17 protein-coding genes are annotated in these 14,690 nt (G+C 40.7%); 4 read left to right on the plus strand and 13 right to left on the minus strand.

The annotated features are described in order from the left end of the window. Nucleotides 1-4: 4 nt before the first annotated feature. Together cobQ and ACE1CA_RS17175 are read right to left on the minus strand one after the other, a co-directional pair. Nucleotides 5-1,477 (minus strand): cobyric acid synthase CobQ, encoded by a 1,473-nt coding sequence (gene cobQ, locus ACE1CA_RS17170; protein WP_413276038.1) that lies wholly within the window; start codon nucleotides 1,475-1,477, stop codon nucleotides 5-7. A gap of 175 nt (nucleotides 1,478-1,652) precedes the next feature. Then, the gene (locus ACE1CA_RS17175; protein WP_413276039.1) at nucleotides 1,653-2,063 is read right to left on the minus strand and encodes an Npun_F0494 family protein; all 411 of its coding nucleotides are present in this window, start codon (nucleotides 2,061-2,063) and stop codon (nucleotides 1,653-1,655) included. A 168-nt stretch (nucleotides 2,064-2,231) separates the two neighbouring features. Here ACE1CA_RS17175 and ACE1CA_RS17180 point away from each other — a divergent pair, with 168 nt between their 5' ends. Further along, entirely contained in the window at nucleotides 2,232-2,669 is a 438-nt protein-coding gene (locus ACE1CA_RS17180; protein WP_413276040.1) for a peroxiredoxin, read from the plus strand. Between the two features lie 56 nt (nucleotides 2,670-2,725). Here ACE1CA_RS17180 and ACE1CA_RS17185 read toward each other — a convergent pair whose 3' ends face one another. Genes ACE1CA_RS17185 through ACE1CA_RS17195 form a run of 3 tightly spaced genes read right to left on the minus strand, consistent with a single transcriptional unit; the run spans nucleotide 2,726 to nucleotide 5,090 of the window. After that, complete coding sequence (locus ACE1CA_RS17185; protein WP_413276041.1) at nucleotides 2,726-3,094, minus strand: hypothetical protein; 369 nt, start codon at nucleotides 3,092-3,094, stop codon at nucleotides 2,726-2,728. Between the two features lie 34 nt (nucleotides 3,095-3,128). Further along, on the minus strand, nucleotides 3,129-4,013 hold the full coding sequence (locus ACE1CA_RS17190) for an ABC transporter permease (protein ID WP_413276042.1): 885 nt from the start codon (nucleotides 4,011-4,013) through the stop codon (nucleotides 3,129-3,131). Between the two features lie 57 nt (nucleotides 4,014-4,070). Then, nucleotides 4,071-5,090, minus strand: a complete 1,020-nt coding sequence (locus tag ACE1CA_RS17195) for an ABC transporter ATP-binding protein (RefSeq protein ID WP_413276043.1) — start codon at nucleotides 5,088-5,090, stop codon at nucleotides 4,071-4,073. 180 nt (nucleotides 5,091-5,270) lie between these two features. Here ACE1CA_RS17195 and ACE1CA_RS17200 point away from each other — a divergent pair, with 180 nt between their 5' ends. Then, nucleotides 5,271-6,908, plus strand: coding sequence for a protein kinase domain-containing protein (locus ACE1CA_RS17200; protein ID WP_413275922.1), 1,638 nt, complete (start codon nucleotides 5,271-5,273; stop codon nucleotides 6,906-6,908). A gap of 68 nt (nucleotides 6,909-6,976) precedes the next feature. Here ACE1CA_RS17200 and ACE1CA_RS17205 read toward each other — a convergent pair whose 3' ends face one another. Beyond that, complete coding sequence (locus tag ACE1CA_RS17205) at nucleotides 6,977-7,195, minus strand: type II toxin-antitoxin system HicA family toxin (RefSeq protein WP_413272150.1); 219 nt, start codon at nucleotides 7,193-7,195, stop codon at nucleotides 6,977-6,979. Further along, nucleotides 7,195-7,437 carry a type II toxin-antitoxin system HicB family antitoxin gene (locus tag ACE1CA_RS17210; protein ID WP_413275921.1) on the minus strand — a complete coding sequence of 81 codons (243 nt, stop codon included), beginning with the start codon at nucleotides 7,435-7,437 and terminating at the stop codon, nucleotides 7,195-7,197. Before ACE1CA_RS17210 ends, ACE1CA_RS17205 begins: the two co-directional genes overlap by 1 nt. Nucleotides 7,438-7,514: 77 nt before the next feature. On the opposite strand from ACE1CA_RS17210, the gene ACE1CA_RS17215 reads away from it, so the two are divergent. After that, nucleotides 7,515-7,715 (plus strand): type II toxin-antitoxin system HicB family antitoxin, encoded by a 201-nt coding sequence (locus tag ACE1CA_RS17215; RefSeq protein WP_413275920.1) that lies wholly within the window; start codon nucleotides 7,515-7,517, stop codon nucleotides 7,713-7,715. A 97-nt stretch (nucleotides 7,716-7,812) separates the two neighbouring features. Here ACE1CA_RS17215 and ACE1CA_RS17220 read toward each other — a convergent pair whose 3' ends face one another. From ACE1CA_RS17220 to ACE1CA_RS17235, 4 genes are all read right to left on the minus strand, one after another. Further along, the gene (locus ACE1CA_RS17220) at nucleotides 7,813-8,226 is read right to left on the minus strand and encodes a hypothetical protein (RefSeq protein ID WP_413275919.1); all 414 of its coding nucleotides are present in this window, start codon (nucleotides 8,224-8,226) and stop codon (nucleotides 7,813-7,815) included. A gap of 272 nt (nucleotides 8,227-8,498) precedes the next feature. Further along, nucleotides 8,499-9,479 carry a heme o synthase gene (locus tag ACE1CA_RS17225; RefSeq protein WP_413275918.1) on the minus strand — a complete coding sequence of 327 codons (981 nt, stop codon included), beginning with the start codon at nucleotides 9,477-9,479 and terminating at the stop codon, nucleotides 8,499-8,501. A 96-nt stretch (nucleotides 9,480-9,575) separates the two neighbouring features. Then, complete coding sequence (locus ACE1CA_RS17230) at nucleotides 9,576-10,490, minus strand: COX15/CtaA family protein (RefSeq protein ID WP_413275917.1); 915 nt, start codon at nucleotides 10,488-10,490, stop codon at nucleotides 9,576-9,578. Nucleotides 10,491-11,018: 528 nt separating this feature from the next. Beyond that, nucleotides 11,019-12,566, minus strand: coding sequence for an ABC transporter ATP-binding protein (locus tag ACE1CA_RS17235; RefSeq protein WP_413275916.1), 1,548 nt, complete (start codon nucleotides 12,564-12,566; stop codon nucleotides 11,019-11,021). A gap of 311 nt (nucleotides 12,567-12,877) precedes the next feature. Here ACE1CA_RS17235 and ACE1CA_RS17240 point away from each other — a divergent pair, with 311 nt between their 5' ends. Then, nucleotides 12,878-13,192: a slr1957 family protein gene (locus ACE1CA_RS17240; RefSeq protein WP_413275915.1), complete on the plus strand. Its 315-nt coding sequence runs from the start codon at nucleotides 12,878-12,880 to the stop codon at nucleotides 13,190-13,192. Nucleotides 13,193-13,270: 78 nt separating this feature from the next. On the opposite strand, the gene ACE1CA_RS17245 is transcribed toward ACE1CA_RS17240, so the two are convergent. After that, nucleotides 13,271-13,675, minus strand: a complete 405-nt coding sequence (locus tag ACE1CA_RS17245) for a four helix bundle protein (protein ID WP_413275914.1) — start codon at nucleotides 13,673-13,675, stop codon at nucleotides 13,271-13,273. Nucleotides 13,676-13,849: 174 nt separating this feature from the next. Further along, a complete protein-coding gene (locus ACE1CA_RS17250; protein ID WP_413275913.1) occupies nucleotides 13,850-14,683 on the minus strand; it encodes an ABC transporter permease in 834 nt (277 codons plus the stop codon). Nucleotides 14,684-14,690: the final 7 nt, after the last annotated feature.

Raw genomic sequence — 14,690 nt, forward strand, 5'->3', positions numbered from 1 at the left:
TTAATTAATTGGGTAGAATGGGTTTTAAATCAAGATTACTTTGGACTACATCGGCGATCGCATCTAGCACAGCTTCTCTTTGTTCTCGGTAATTAGAAATTCCGGTAGGTAAGGAATGCAAACCCCGTTGTTGGCGCAATAAATTTAACCAAGCACGCCGCCAAGGGCCATTATCAAAAATCCCATGTAGATAAGTTCCTAAAACCGATTCTGTAGAGTCAACCATACCCAAATAAGGGTCATCAAATAAAGGTTTTATACCTTGACTTTCCAGTTGACGAGAGCGACCTTGATGTATTTCGTAACCAGAAATCGGTAAACCGACTTGAGGATAATTAGATGTAACTTGCCGTTGACGGACAACTTTTTGGGGAGTAATTAAAGTGGTTAAAGGTAATAATCCCAAAGCTTCACAACGTTGAGAATCGTTACCTTCAAGTCCTTCAGGATCGGCAATAATTTTTCCTAACATTTGATAACCACCGCAAATTCCCAACACTGTACCACCGGAAGCGACATATTCTTTAATTGCTTCTGCCATTCCTGTTTGTTGCAGAATGGTATAGTCTGCGATCGTGGCTTTTGTACCAGGAATAATTACCGCATCAGGATGACCTAAATCTTGCTTTGGACTGACGTATCTGAGATTAACTGTAGATTCTGCTTCTAAAGGATCGAAATCAGTAAAGTTAGAAATTCTCGGCAGACGAATTACGGCAATTGTAATATCACCTTTAGTTTTTTTGGTAGGACGTTCAAATAAATCTAAAGAATCTTCTGCGGGAAAATCATGTTCGATCCAAGGAATTACACCAATAACCGGAATGCCTGTATATTTTTCTAACCATTCTATTCCTGGTTGTAAAAGGCTGCGTTGTCCGCGAAATTTGTTGATAACTATGCCTTTAATTAAAGCTCGTTCTTCTGGGTCTAATAATTGTAATGTTCCAATTATGTGAGCGAAAGCTCCACCGCGATCGATATCCACAACTAAAATTGTATTAGCATTCAAGTGACGAGCTACCCGCATATTAGTTAAATCGCGATGTTTCAAATTAATTTCTGCCGGACTTCCCGCACCTTCACAAATTACTAAATCGTATTCTGCGCTTAAAGCTTGTAAAGAGTCAGTAATTGCTTGCCAACCTGGTTGAAAATATTGTTCATAATATTCTAAAGCTGTGGCTCTGCCTACAGGTCTGCCTTTAATAATTACCTGTGAGGTCATATCGCCTTGGGGCTTGAGTAAAATGGGATTCATTTCCACAGCGGGAGTAATGCCAGCTGCCCAAGCTTGGACTGCTTGTGCGTGTCCGATTTCTCCCCCATTAGTGGTGACGTAGGCGTTGAGAGCCATATTTTGACCTTTGAAGGGTGCTAAACGCCAACCTCGCTTGGAGAGGATGCGACAGAGTGCAGCGGTGATGAGTGATTTTCCTGCGTGGGAGGTAGTACCCACAACCATAATTGCTTTCATAATTTTTGGGGATTGGGGATTGGGGACTGGGGATTGGGGATTGGGGCAATTCATGAATTGCCCCTACGATTGGGGACTGGAATTTTTTAATATGTTAGTTAAGTGTTTCAGAAATTAATTAAGTTTTCTTGGCACCGTAAATTAGGAGAGGGTTTAATTAAAAACTTTTTGTTATCTAAAGGGGCAATCTTAACCATTTAGTTAAAAACTGATAGATTCGATCGCGCCAAGAAGCTGGAGGTATTTCGACACCTTGACTAGACAATTTACCAATGATTTCATGTCCTAGAGGTGTGAGACGAAAGCTATTAGTAATGCCTTGTCCATCGACTTCGCGACGTAAAACTCCGACTTGAATCAGCCACAACAAAGAGTTATCTGTAATTAATTCTGAGAGTTGGCGTTTGGTAAATTGATTTTTGCTGCCATTAACACCAGCAATTTCTTGAAAGTCTACGCTTCGCGATCGCATGATGGTGAATAATAGCATTCGGAACGGGGATACACGGAGCGATCGCTCTGCACGTTCGATGGTTTTTTGGGAATAGGAAAGGGAATTAGTTGCTGTTTGTTTTACCAAGTTCATTGATAAGAAAGGAATTGAGGATCGAACACTCAAGGTTTATTTATTATCATAAGTCTTTTTTGTCTAAAGCAGTGACCGGGACTACAAAATTTCCTGCTCATGGGAAATGTAAAATAATGTAAAATCCAGATTGAGAAACAATTGATTACTCAAAAGGAAGCTGAAATCATGACTTTAGCAGTCGGTACGGATGCACCAGCATTTACAGCCAAAGACACCAATGGTAATACTGTTTCGCTATCTGACTTAGCAGGTAAAACAGTGGTGTTATATTTTTATCCCAAAGACGATACTCCTGGCTGTACCAAACAAGCTTGTAGTTTTCGTGATGCTCAAGAAGATTACCAAAGCAAAGATGTGGTTGTATTAGGAGTCAGCGCAGATGATGAAGCTTCGCACCAAGCATTTACACAGAAATACAATTTAAATTTTCCCCTTTTAGCTGACACTAATAAAGAGCTAATTCAAGCTTACGATGTTGATGGTGGTGGTTATGCCAAGCGAGTTAGTTATGTAATTAGTCCCGATGGCAAAATCATTCATGTTGACGCTTCTGTAAAAACTGAGACTCATGCTCAAGATATTTTAGCAGCATTAGGTTTGTAGTAATTTTTCTAGTGCGAGATCCCCGACTTCTTCAAGAAGTCGGGGATCTTTGTGGTTCACTGTGTAGTAGTTGTGTTTTCAGTGGGACTGTTGGAGTTTAAGCGATCGATCAATCTGTCAGGAATTTGCAAACGTTGGCGTTGTATAGCGCGGAACTGAGTAGCAGCTTCATCGACATTTTGCTTTTGTTCCTGATTGAATTCTTCGATCGATTGACTAGGACGCAAATTATTGTTATGGATTAAATTAAGAGGGTCGAAAGTTTGACCTGTTCCACCGTTAATTGCATCTCCTTGTCTTTGAAAGTCTTGACTAGGATCGGTATTCAAAGTTTGAGCCAAAGTTGCTTCTGGCAATAGCGAAATTGAGAAACTTGTTCCTGCTAATAAACCGAAAGCTATTTTGGTGAGAGACTGAAATTGCATTGTAATTTTCCTCCTCACTATTTAATAAATTAGTTTAAGCAAATCTCCGGCGTAACAATGGCTGAATGCTCAAGAATGCTACTACATCAAGTAGTAAAAGTATTAGGAGCGTACCACCTAATGATACATTACCCCAAGGAGCTTGCATCACCACACTACCAAGACTCCAATCGCTGTGCAAGTAAAGATAACGAATGGGTTCAATAGCAAAACTTAGGGGATTGAGAGAGGAGATAAACTGCAACCATTTTGGCATAAAAGAGAGAGGAGCCAAAGCGGTACTAGCAAACAATAAAGGTAAGTTAGTAACAAAAATCACGGCAATTAATTCAATGTGTCCGGGTAAAGCGAAAGCCAAACCCAAACTTAAAGCAGTGACACCCAATACTAACAAAAGAATGATTGCTGCAATGACGCTTAAATCCAGGATATCAGGTAAACCTGCACCTAAAAAAGCGCTAGTGGCAATGATGGCGATCGTCTGAACAGCACTAAGAGTAATGATAAAGATTGCGGAAGCGAGAACGATCGAATACCGACTAGCCAAAGGCGCAACTAACAAACGGTTCAAAAAGCCAAATTCGCGATCGAACATCACAGGCAAACCTGCATTTAGCGCCCCACTAAAAGCAGTAAAAACAATCACACCTGCCGCCAAAAATTGACCGTAATTAGTATCATTACCAAACAAACCTTTGGGAGCATTTTGAAACAAAGCCCCAAACAAAATCAACCAAATCAGAGGTTGAATCACCCCAGCAATCAAAGTAGAAGGTCGCCTTTGCAGCTGAATAAACAACCGACGAGTCAAAGCCAAAGTTTCCTGAACAAACTCTCCCAAAAACCCAGAAGAACCTACCTCAGAAACCTGACCCGACTCAAAACTAACATTAGACTTTGGACTTAAAGTACTACTCATTTTCTTCCTCTTTTTTCTCTCTGTGTCCTCTGCGTCTCTGCGGTTCAAAAAAAAATCTTATTTCATACTTTGCTTTTTCTCAGCCTTCAAATCTCGACTACTGACAGCCGCCAACTCAGCATCCATCAAAGTTTTACCAGTAGCCGCCAGATAAACATCATCCAAACTAGGGCGAGATTGAGCAATACCAAAAGTAGGTAAACCTGCCGCTTGTAAAGCTTGCTGAATCACAATTAAAGCATCATTTTGCGGAGTTACCACCAAATTCAAGGAATTACCCTGAGCGTTATTAATAATCACCTCTTGCACAAAAGGCAGAGATTTCAACATATCTTTAGCTTTTTCGGCTTCTTCCATTGGGGAAAACTCGCGGATGCGGAGAGTAACGCGATCGCCACCCACGCGATCCTTCAACTGGGAAGGAGTACCGGAAGCGATGACCACACCTTTATCGATGATAGCGACGCGATCGGCTAAAGCATCAACCTCTTCCAAATAGTGGCTAGTGAGTAAAACTGTAGTTCCCGCATCGCGCAACTGACGCAGAATATCCCACATTACCACCCGACTTTCGATATCTAATCCTACCGTTGGTTCGTCCAAAACCAAAAGATCCGGTTTGTGCAATAACCCTGCTGCCAAGTCTAACCGCTTGCGGATACCACCGGAATAGGTGCCAGATTTTTTATCAGCGTATTCCTGCAAACCCAAAGTATCGATCATTGCGTCGATCCGTTCTTTGGCGAACTTACCCGGTAAATGGTAGAGAGCGGCTTGCAGTTGCAGCAGTTCTCTTCCCGTGAGAATCTTGTCGAGAGCGACTTCTTGGGCGACATAACCGATACGTTGACGCGCCAGCTTAGGGTTGTTAATTACGGAAATGCCCGAAACCTCGATTTTGCCTGCATCTGGCATCGCCAAGGTACAGAGACATCTAATTGTAGTAGTTTTGCCTGCACCGTTTGGCCCCAAAAGACCAAAGATTTCTCCCGGTTCTACTTGAAAGGATACATCCTTCACGGCTTTGGTGTTGCCGTAGCTTTTTTGGAGATTTTGGATAATCACTGCGGGAGCCATAGTTGTCCCAATTTAATAATTCGCAACAATGTTTAATTTTATTGTAGCGGGGACGGGAGATGGTACGTTGTTGCGCTTCAGCGCTAGATTTTAGCGCTGAAGCGCAACAACGTACCTAAGTCAAATTTTCAGGAGTTTCTGGGAAAAATAAGTTTAGGCGTACTCAGCTAATTCTTAAATATGCTTTACTGTTCTAATCCCAGTTGCTCGAATCCGTTCAATCCTGATAGTAATAAGTTTTGCCAAAGTTGCGGTTCGCAATCTCTCAATTCTTTATTTATAAATCGCTTTCGTGTGTTGCAACTTTTGGGCGAAGGGGGATTTGGTAGGACTTATGAGGCTATAGATACTCATAAAATGAATGATGCTTGTGTAATTAAACAATTTGTCCCCCAAGTTGAAGGAACAGCAGCACTAGAAAAAGCAACAGAACTTTTTAAACAAGAAGCCAAACGATTATTTGATTTAGGCGAACATCCCCAAATTCCCAGATTGATTGCTTATTTTGAAGATAATAAACGTTTGTATTTGGTACAAGAGTTTATTCAAGGGCAAAATTTATTACAAGAATTGCATCAACAAGGAGCTTTTAGCGAGGAAAAGATTACCCAATTATTGCATGAATTGTTACCTGTTTTGCAGTTTGTTCATGAACGAGGCGTAATTCACCGAGATATTAAACCAGAAAATATTATGCGTCGTCAAGATGGCAAGTTAATGTTAATTGATTTTGGTGTTTCTAAACAGGCGACGGGAACGGTTTTAACTAAAGTTGGAACGATGGTTGGTACGCCTGGATATGCGCCGATGGAACAAATGCGGGGTCAAGTTTTTCCCGCTAGTGATTTATATAGTTTGGGTGTAACTTGTATTAGGTTGTTAACTAATTGTTTGCCAGACATTTATGATAACCTCTATGATGCTCTAAACCGTAGTTGGTTATGGAAAAAGTATTTGCCAAGTACTAATAATGTCAGCAATCAATTGGAGCAAGTTTTAGATAAATTGATTCAAGATTCTGTGAAAGAGCGATATCAATCTGCTCAGGAAGTACTTCAAGACCTAGAAAGCAACATTTATTACAAGCAAGGGCTAGAGAATGGACAACGAGGCAAGTACAGAGAAGCAATAGACTGTTTCAATAAGGTAATTCGCATTAATCCTGATAATACTGAAGCTTACAAATTTCGTGGTATTGCTTACTGTAGGCTTGGAAAGAATCAGGAAGCTATTGAGGATTTTCAAGAAGCTGCAAATTTATACTTAAAACAAGGAAAAACAAATGAATATCAAGAGGTATCGCAGCGCATTAAAGAACTAGAAAGAGGGAATGCTCCGCAACCTGATAACTTAAGTTCAGAAGTAGGTATAGATTACACAAAATTACGAGATTTATTGGCAACTGGAAAATGGAAAGAAGCTGATCAGGAAACTTGGATTGTCATGCTCAAAATAGCTGGTCGTGAAAAAGAACGCTACCTCAGAGATAAAGACCTGTTAACTTTTCCATCTGTAGACTTACACACTATAGATCAATTATGGGTAAAATATAGCAACGGGCGCTTTGGATTTAGTGTGACAAATCAAATTTGGCAGAGCGTGGGTGGGAATCCTAATCTAGATAATAAAAATTGGAAAAATTTTGGAGAGCGCGTTGGATGGCGTGTTAAAGGTCATTGGAAGCCTTATGAAGAACTCACATTCACTTTGACTGCTCCAATTGGACAATTACCCAGAGCAGTATGGAGCATTAGAGTAGATGGAAGAAGGAAAAGAATATCTACTCTCATATCAAAACTTAAGTCTTCTACCATTTAATAGTAAAAAGTCCTAAAGTTTATGCAGAGGTTAGTGTTTGAAAATGATGCGATCGCACTCTATCCAATTTACAGTAACTCCCATTCATCTATACTGATGTTTGCTTGACGTAAAATCTTAGCTACTAAACCTCTGCTAATATCTCCCTTATGCGGGTTAGGAATTGTCAATTTTAACTCTTCTTTTACCATATACTGATGTTTGCCACCAGGGTAAGGCCCATCAAACCCTGCTTGTCGTAAATAATAAATTAAATCCCGGCGACTAATTGGCCCAAATACTGGCATTAGGCAACCTCTTTGGTGTTATTCAGGTCAATATCATCTATTACTGGCAAATTATGACCCAAACGCAATCCTAAAATAATCCATCCTTCCAAAACATCTTGCAATTCTTCCCGACAAGCTTCCAATGTAGCAGCATTTGCTAGTACACCTGGACATTCAGGAATTTCGCCGTAGAAAGTTTCATCTTCTAGCAATTCATAAGTTGCTTTTTGCATGGCAACACGAATATAGTTAGTTAGCATTGTTAGTGTTTTGATTATATTTAGTATCTAGTTTATCGGAATTTAAGAGAGTGCGATCGCACTAAGGAACCAAACTAATGAAATGGCGTGTGATCATTGAACCAGATCCAGAAACAGGAGATTATGCGGTTTGGTGTCCAGAATTACCTGGTTGTACTTCCGCAGGAGAAAGCCAACAAGAAGCTTTAGAAAATATTCGTGAAGCTATTGAACTTTATTTACAACATGATGCGATCGACTTACCAGCAGAGGCGATCGTTGCAGAGGTTAATGTTTAATAAAATGTCGCCATTCATCCTTAGCTATAAACTAGGTGAGGATGAATGGCGACTCTAATTTTGAGATAGGTTTATTGAGCTTTTTAACTACTGGTTTCTACTTGCTAAAAGTATCCTTGATACCTTCAACTGTGCGTTCAAAAACGTTGGTTGATTTGTCGATCGCTTCTTCAGTTTTAGCTGCGTGTTCGTCAGCTGTTCGTTCGATGCGATTACGATCTCTCTTGGCTTTGCGCTCAACGAAATTACCACTGTCTGTTGCGTCATCAACTTTTCTAGCATTTTCGTTGGCTGTTTTCTTAACTTTGTCAGCTGCATCTCTGACAAAATCCTTATGTGCTTCAGCAAATTCACTGGGATTATCTGCTACTGCAATCAAGTTTGTTTGGGGTGCGGCTACAGCGGCGTTGTTGCTGAAAAATGCACCTTGCCAAGTGAAGGCGATCGCACACACACAAAACAGAACTGTAGCGATTTTCCGTGCTACTTTTGTAAAATAATTCAGTTTCATAGAACACAACTCCATGAGTTTTAATATCTTACTTGTACTTGATCTGACACCTGAGTAAACCGTTCTCTAGATGGAGATTCTTTTGTCGCAAGTTATTATTTAAATTACTTCTTTTGGTAGATAGCTTTAAGGAACGTTTTGTAATTATTCTCGTTTTTTTTGCCTAAGTCAGTTACTATTAGACATCTCCAAAATATATAACGTCTCTACAAGGTTTTCAGTTGCTAGAAAAAGTGGTGCGTTAGCGAAAGCGTAACGCACCCTACAAATAGTTAGGAAATTGGGATGGCGCTGATTATGGTTTGCAGATTCTCTACCAAAATTGCGGTTAAGGAATGAGTTTCAGGTAAGGTGTCAACGACAATTCCTAAACACAACAACATCATGTAGATGATGGAATATTTGAAGGTCGATCGCGCTAAGGGAATATCACTGGGATTGTGTAATAATTGCCAAGATTTTTGAATGAATTTCCATCCTAAAATAGTTGCGATCGCACCATAAACTATCCCCACATTTCCCAAAGGATAAATTAGCAGAAATGTCGATCCGACCATGATTAAAGTGTAAACCCAAATTTGCCTGGTTGTCTCTTCTTCTCCTACAATTACGGGTAACATGGGAATGCCAACTTTGGCGTAATCTTCCCGAATCATTAATGCTAATGCCCAAAAATGTGGGGGTGTCCACAGGAAAACTATGGCGAATAACATCCACGCTGACCAACTTAAATCACCCGTTACCGCTGCCCATCCAACTAAAGCGGGAATTGCGCCAGCTGCACCACCAATAACGATATTTTGGGTAGTATGACGTTTGAGTAAATGGGTGTAAACTCCCATGTAGAAAACTATGCCGGACATTGCTAACAAAGCGGCTAATAAATTGGCGAAAACTGTTAGCAAACTGAAGGATAAAACCCCAAGGACGATCGCAAAAATAAGTGCGTGGCGAGTTTGAACTTTTCCCGAAGGAATTGGACGCTTGCGAGTGCGTTCCATTGTATAATCAATGTCGCGATCGTAAATGCAATTTAAGGTTTGGGCTGATGCTGCTGCCAGAGTTCCACCCAATAAAGTTACTATTAACAAAAAGGGATCGACTCTGCCATTTGATGCCATCCACATACTAGCTGATGTGGTAATAAGTAGTAGTGGAATAATCCGAGGTTTCGTCAATTGGTAATAACTTTGCATTACTTCTTTAAAGTTTTGATGCTGACGAGAAACCCCAGTTGCAATAAGTTCTTGCATGAATTCTATTGTCCTTTGATAATGACTAATTACTAACAGGTAATGGGTAATTGGGAAAGTATAAATAGTAACTTTTTCCCAACTTCTAATTGCCAATTATCCATTTGCTACTAACTGGCGATCGCGCCATGCTAAAACAGTGAAAATTACCAGAGTTGCCAGTAAAGCTGCGCCGATCGCTTGGTGACTTACTGTTAATGGTTCGACTTGCAAACGCAAGCGGAAAGTCGCCACTCCTAAAACAATTTGGCAGACTAACAAAGCGCCGGAAATGTTAGCTAAAAAGCGCAAATTTGGGTGCAGTCCTGCCGTTCGCCACGCCATAATTACTACTGCTAAAACTCCCAAAGTTGCGGGAACAACCCCAGCAATGTGACTATTCATTACTCTGCATAAATTAGAATCGGATAAGCATTGGTGTAGCGCCCATTGTGAACCTACTAACGCGCCTAAAAGACTTTGGAGATAAATCAAAAAGGCAGCAATTAAGCCGATCCAAGCTAATTTTTTTGCGGTATTTGTGCCTTTGTATGGCAATAGTGAGGTGCCAATTACTAACAGGGTAACAAAAAATAATAGAGCCGTTCCCAAGTGTGCGGTGACGATATCGAATCGTAATAGTTGAGTAACAGTTAAACCGCCGAGAATGCCTTGGAAAACTATTAAGAAAAGGGCGAATAATGATGCCCAAGGCAACCATTTTGGTAACTGTTGGCGATACCACCAAGATAATCCTACTAGGACGATCGCACTAATCCCCACTAACGCCGCATCCAATCGATGAAACCATTCTAAGAAAACTTGCAGGTTCATTTGTTGACTGGGCACTAATTGACCATAGCACAAAGGCCAATCGGGGCAAGCTAATCCGGCGTTCATTACCCTTGTCGCACTTCCTACTGCCATTAACAGGAAGGTGGCGATCGCAATTTTCCACACCAAACGACGGATAATGTCTACAGGGACGATCGCGGAATTACTTCGATCCTGCTGCAACACAGATTCAGTCATAATCTGTACCTTCCAACTCTAAGTGTTAAGTTACTGCTGAGTGTTCACTCAGCCGATAGCCAACTAAGGCACTAGTTAACACTTTACTTACGGGATCGAGTTTTGCCCAAAAGCTTTAGGTAATTTTCAGTTCTCAGTGTTTATATTTCTTAATGTAGGGATTGGGGATTGGGGACTGGGGACTGGGGACTGGGGAGGTGGGCTGAGATCTTGCACAAGTCCAAAAATCCGCCTGCGAATCAATTCGCTTTTCTTATAGCTAAAGTCCTCTAAAGAGGACTAAATACAAAGTTTTTAGTCCATTTTAATGGACTTGAGCTATTAGCCCGGAAATTGATTTCCGGGCGGGCTCGCAAGCGCAGGTGCAAGATCTCAGTAGGGAAAATAATCTCAGTAGGGAGAATAAGAAGATGTAAATAAATTATCCCCCCATCTCCCCAATCCCCAGTCCCCAATCCCCAGTCCCCAATCCCCAGTCCCCAATCCCCAGTCCCCAATCCCCAGTCCCCAATCCCCAGTCCCCAGTCCCTAGTGCCCTGCCATGCGTTTACCGATCTCTACAACATCGGCATCGACGATCGCACTTTCGTAGCCAAATTTACCTTCGCTGATCACGAGGACGCGATCGGCAATTTTTAAGATTTCGTCTAAATCTTCGCTGACTAATAACACAGCTACGCCACGATTTCTCGCTTCTACAATTCGATCGTGAATGAAACTTACTGCGGCAAAATCTAAGCCAAAACAGGGATTAGCAGCAATCAATAATTTGACTTTTTCTGATGATAGTTCTCTGGCTAAAACTGTGCGCTGGACGTTGCCACCGGAAAGGTTAACTATTGGGGTTTCTGCTGATGGCGTTTTAATGGAAAATTGCTTAATTAAAACTTGGGCAACTTGGCGAATAATTTGGTTAATTAATAACCAACCGCCTACAGCTTGGGGAGGGCGATCGAACGTGCGTAAAGCTAAATTTTCTGCCACACTCATGTTAGGAACGCAAGCATTTTTTAACGGTTCTTCCGGCAAAGAGTAAATTTGATATTTGTACATTTCGGCGCGAGTCGCTTTGTACTTTTCCCCATTTACTAAAATCTCTCCTTCAGTTGCCGGACGTTGCCCTGCTAATACTTCGACTAATTCCTTTTGCCCATTCCCGGAAACCCCTGCAATTCCGACAATTTCGCCAGCATGAACAAGTAAATTTACTCCCGAAATAGCTTCTAATCCATTATCTTTATTAGTATGTAAATTTCTAACTTCTAATACCGGAACTTTGGCGACAGTTGCTTGTTTTTCCAGTGGTTGAGATTCGCGTTTTTCTCCCATCATCATCTCAGCCATATCGGAAACTGAGAGATTTTTTACTTTGCCGGAACCTGCAAATTTTCCTTTACGCAATACTGTTACTTCATCAGCAAAAGCGGTGACTTCGCGGAATTTATGACTAATCATCAACACAGTTAATTTTTCGGCGATTACTTCTTGTCGCAATAAGCCTAAAATTTCATCCGCTTCTTGGGGAGTTAAGACTGAGGTAGGTTCATCCAAAATTAAAATCTTACTTTTGAGATACAGCTGTTTAAGTATTTCTAATTTCTGTTTCTGTCCGGCGGCTAATTGGCTAATTGGTGTATGTAGGTCAAGATGAAAAGGTGCGGAGTTCATGAATAAGAGGAGGCGATCGTATTCTGCATCCCAATTAATAATATTGGAGCCTTCAAAAGAAGAAAGTACCAAATTTTCTGCTACCGTCATTGCCGGAATGGAGGTGAAATGCTGATATACCATGCCAATACCATATTTATGGGCATCACGAGGACTGGTGATTTTCTGGGGTTTTTGATTAATTAATACCTGCCCACTATCAGCAGTGTAAAAGCCCATAATACACTTAACCAAAGTACTTTTTCCTGCACCGTTCTCTCCGAGTAAAGCATGGAATGTTCCCGGTTTGAGAGTAATTGAAACATTATCTAATGCCGTCATATTACCAAACCGCTTGGTCATACCAATTACTTCTAACTTTGGTGGCTTGGTTGTTTCGATCGTGACATTGGAAGTAGTGGCAGTCATGGGGGCACCTCAATCTGAGCAGAAGTAATTAGTATTTCATTTTGTCTTAATTTTAGTCTGTTCAGCGGTAACTTTTCTTAACCTGAGTCATCGCAGTTCTCAATTTTTCTTAAAGTTCGGTAATCTGTTCATTACATTTGGTATCTTTTACTTTTATATAAGCCTAGCTTTTGCTAACCTATTCAGAACACACCGCTGGTAGACAGCGTTGTAACAGTTTTCTCACTATTTAAGGAAGTAAACATTTCTGATTTTTTGTTCGCTAATGGTGCTGTGCTTTTAGCTTAACTTTATTGCCGGGAGAAATTGAAATGAAACATTTTGCTGATGAATGGGTTAACCAATGGTGTGAAGACAACGGTTGGACAGATTTAGTAATTGCTGGTAACAATACCTATTGGGCTTTTCCCCCTGGCGCAGTAATGCCAGAACCAATTCCTAGCGGAGAATTAAGAGTAATTAAAGATAAACAAGGTTTGAGTCCACAAGAAAGAGTTTGGGCGATCGCTGCTGTGCTAGTAACAATTAGTGCGACAATTGCTAGTGCTGTGATGAAATGCCCAATTCCAATTGTGTTAGCTTTTGCCTTTTGTGCGGTTACAGTTGGTCAATTTGATTTGGATTAATTAGGGACTGGGGACTGGGGACTGGGGAGTGGGAAGATGTTTTTTAACGATTCCTTGCTAATCCATGATGACAGATAGTTAATCATCTATATACTTATTTCCATATTCGTCCCTTCCTTGTTTTTGAGAACGGATAAAGCGACAGTAACCGTTAAGCTTTTTTTCGATTTGCTCTTTAAGTTGAATCACCCAATTTAATTGTTCTTTGGTGCAATATCCCACATTTTCAGCAACAATAAAAGCACTAACAGTTTCTCCCAATGAACCGCGAGCTATGTAGAGAAAACGCAAGCGGTCTAAATAATGATAACGTGCATATCCCTCGGCAATATTTAACACAATACTACAAGCACATCGTCGCAATTGATCGCTGAGATTATAGCGTTCATAAACAGGTAAACTATTTGCCAATCTATAAGCAGCTTTGACTAACTTTAAACTATCTTGGTAAAACTCTAGGGATTCAAAGCCTCTTTCTTCCATGATATTTGGGGATTGGGGACTGGGGATTGGGGATTGGGGACTGGGGACTATGATCGGAAGCTAAAAATTTAGCTTTAATAATTATTCCCAATTTATTGTATAAAATTATCCCTAAAAACCAGTTTTCACTACTTAATCCCCAGTCCCCAGTCCCCAGTCCCCAGTCCCCAGTCCCTAAGAACGAGGATCTAAACTATCTCTTAAACCGTCGCCTAAAAGGTTAAATGCTAAGACAGAGATAGTAATAAATAAACCGGGGAAAATGGTTGTCCAAGGATAGGTTAAAGAATAGCCACCTTTGAAAGCATCGGCTAACATTGTGCCTAATTCCGGTGTTGGTGGTTGTGCTCCTAATCCTAAAAATCCTAATCCCGCTGCTTCTAAGGTTGCTGTACCAATTGATAGTGTTGCTTGGACGATTAAAGGTGAAAGTGTACTGGGTAAAATATGATTGAAAATAATTCGATCGGGAGATGCGCCTAAAGCTTTTACTGCTTGAATAAATTCTTGTTCTCTTAATGATAAGACCATGCTGCGAGTTAAGCGAATATAAATCGGAATTTGGACGATTCCTACTGCTAACATGACGCTGGGTAAACTTGGGCCTGTGACGGTGACGATCGCGATCGCTAACAAAATAGAAGGAAAAGCCAAAAGTATATCCGTTACCCAACTAATGAAAGTATCAACTTTCCCTCGAAAATAACCAGCAATTAATCCTAAAGTTAAGCCAATTATTAATCCTATCCCTACGGAAATTAACCCGACAGTCAGAGAAGTTCGCATTCCATACCAAACTAATACTAAAATATCTCTTCCTAACCCATCTGTACCAAACCAATGTTCAACGCTAGGAGGTTTTAAACGTGCGGTAAAATTGCGATCTGTCGCCGGATCGTAAGGATGAAGTATAGGTGCTAAAACGGACAATAGTACGATCGAAATGGTTAAAATCAACCCAATTTTACCCGAAGTAGATTGCAGAAAGCGTTCCCAAAATTTTCCCATTTTTTTT

Source organism: Floridaenema evergladense BLCC-F167, assembly GCF_041929205.2.
Taxonomy (GTDB): Bacteria; Cyanobacteriota; Cyanobacteriia; order Cyanobacteriales; family Aerosakkonemataceae; genus Floridanema; species Floridanema evergladense.

What these genes read in the sequence shown, in the direction of transcription:
- ACE1CA_RS17175 (WP_413276039.1), bottom strand. Translation starts at nt 2,063, where the DNA reads ATGAACTTGGTAAAACAAACAGCAACTAATTCCCTTTCCTATTCCCAA.
- ACE1CA_RS17245 (WP_413275914.1), bottom strand. Translation starts at nt 13,675, where the DNA reads ATGGAAGAAAGAGGCTTTGAATCCCTAGAGTTTTACCAAGATAGTTTA.
- ACE1CA_RS17210 (WP_413275921.1), bottom strand. Translation starts at nt 7,437, where the DNA reads ATGCTAACTAACTATATTCGTGTTGCCATGCAAAAAGCAACTTATGAA.
- ACE1CA_RS17250 (WP_413275913.1), bottom strand. Translation starts at nt 14,683, where the DNA reads ATGGGAAAATTTTGGGAACGCTTTCTGCAATCTACTTCGGGTAAAATT.
- ACE1CA_RS17225 (WP_413275918.1), bottom strand. Translation starts at nt 9,479, where the DNA reads ATGCAAGAACTTATTGCAACTGGGGTTTCTCGTCAGCATCAAAACTTT.
- ACE1CA_RS17205 (WP_413272150.1), bottom strand. Translation starts at nt 7,195, where the DNA reads ATGCCAGTATTTGGGCCAATTAGTCGCCGGGATTTAATTTATTATTTA.
- ACE1CA_RS17195 (WP_413276043.1), bottom strand. Translation starts at nt 5,090, where the DNA reads ATGGCTCCCGCAGTGATTATCCAAAATCTCCAAAAAAGCTACGGCAAC.
- ACE1CA_RS17185 (WP_413276041.1), bottom strand. Translation starts at nt 3,094, where the DNA reads ATGCAATTTCAGTCTCTCACCAAAATAGCTTTCGGTTTATTAGCAGGA.
- ACE1CA_RS17200 (WP_413275922.1), top strand. Translation starts at nt 5,271, where the DNA reads ATGCTTTACTGTTCTAATCCCAGTTGCTCGAATCCGTTCAATCCTGAT.
- ACE1CA_RS17180 (WP_413276040.1), top strand. Translation starts at nt 2,232, where the DNA reads ATGACTTTAGCAGTCGGTACGGATGCACCAGCATTTACAGCCAAAGAC.
- ACE1CA_RS17215 (WP_413275920.1), top strand. Translation starts at nt 7,515, where the DNA reads ATGAAATGGCGTGTGATCATTGAACCAGATCCAGAAACAGGAGATTAT.
- ACE1CA_RS17230 (WP_413275917.1), bottom strand. Translation starts at nt 10,490, where the DNA reads ATGACTGAATCTGTGTTGCAGCAGGATCGAAGTAATTCCGCGATCGTC.
- ACE1CA_RS17235 (WP_413275916.1), bottom strand. Translation starts at nt 12,566, where the DNA reads ATGACTGCCACTACTTCCAATGTCACGATCGAAACAACCAAGCCACCA.
- ACE1CA_RS17220 (WP_413275919.1), bottom strand. Translation starts at nt 8,226, where the DNA reads ATGAAACTGAATTATTTTACAAAAGTAGCACGGAAAATCGCTACAGTT.
- ACE1CA_RS17190 (WP_413276042.1), bottom strand. Translation starts at nt 4,013, where the DNA reads ATGAGTAGTACTTTAAGTCCAAAGTCTAATGTTAGTTTTGAGTCGGGT.
- cobQ (WP_413276038.1), bottom strand. Translation starts at nt 1,477, where the DNA reads ATGAAAGCAATTATGGTTGTGGGTACTACCTCCCACGCAGGAAAATCA.
- ACE1CA_RS17240 (WP_413275915.1), top strand. Translation starts at nt 12,878, where the DNA reads ATGAAACATTTTGCTGATGAATGGGTTAACCAATGGTGTGAAGACAAC.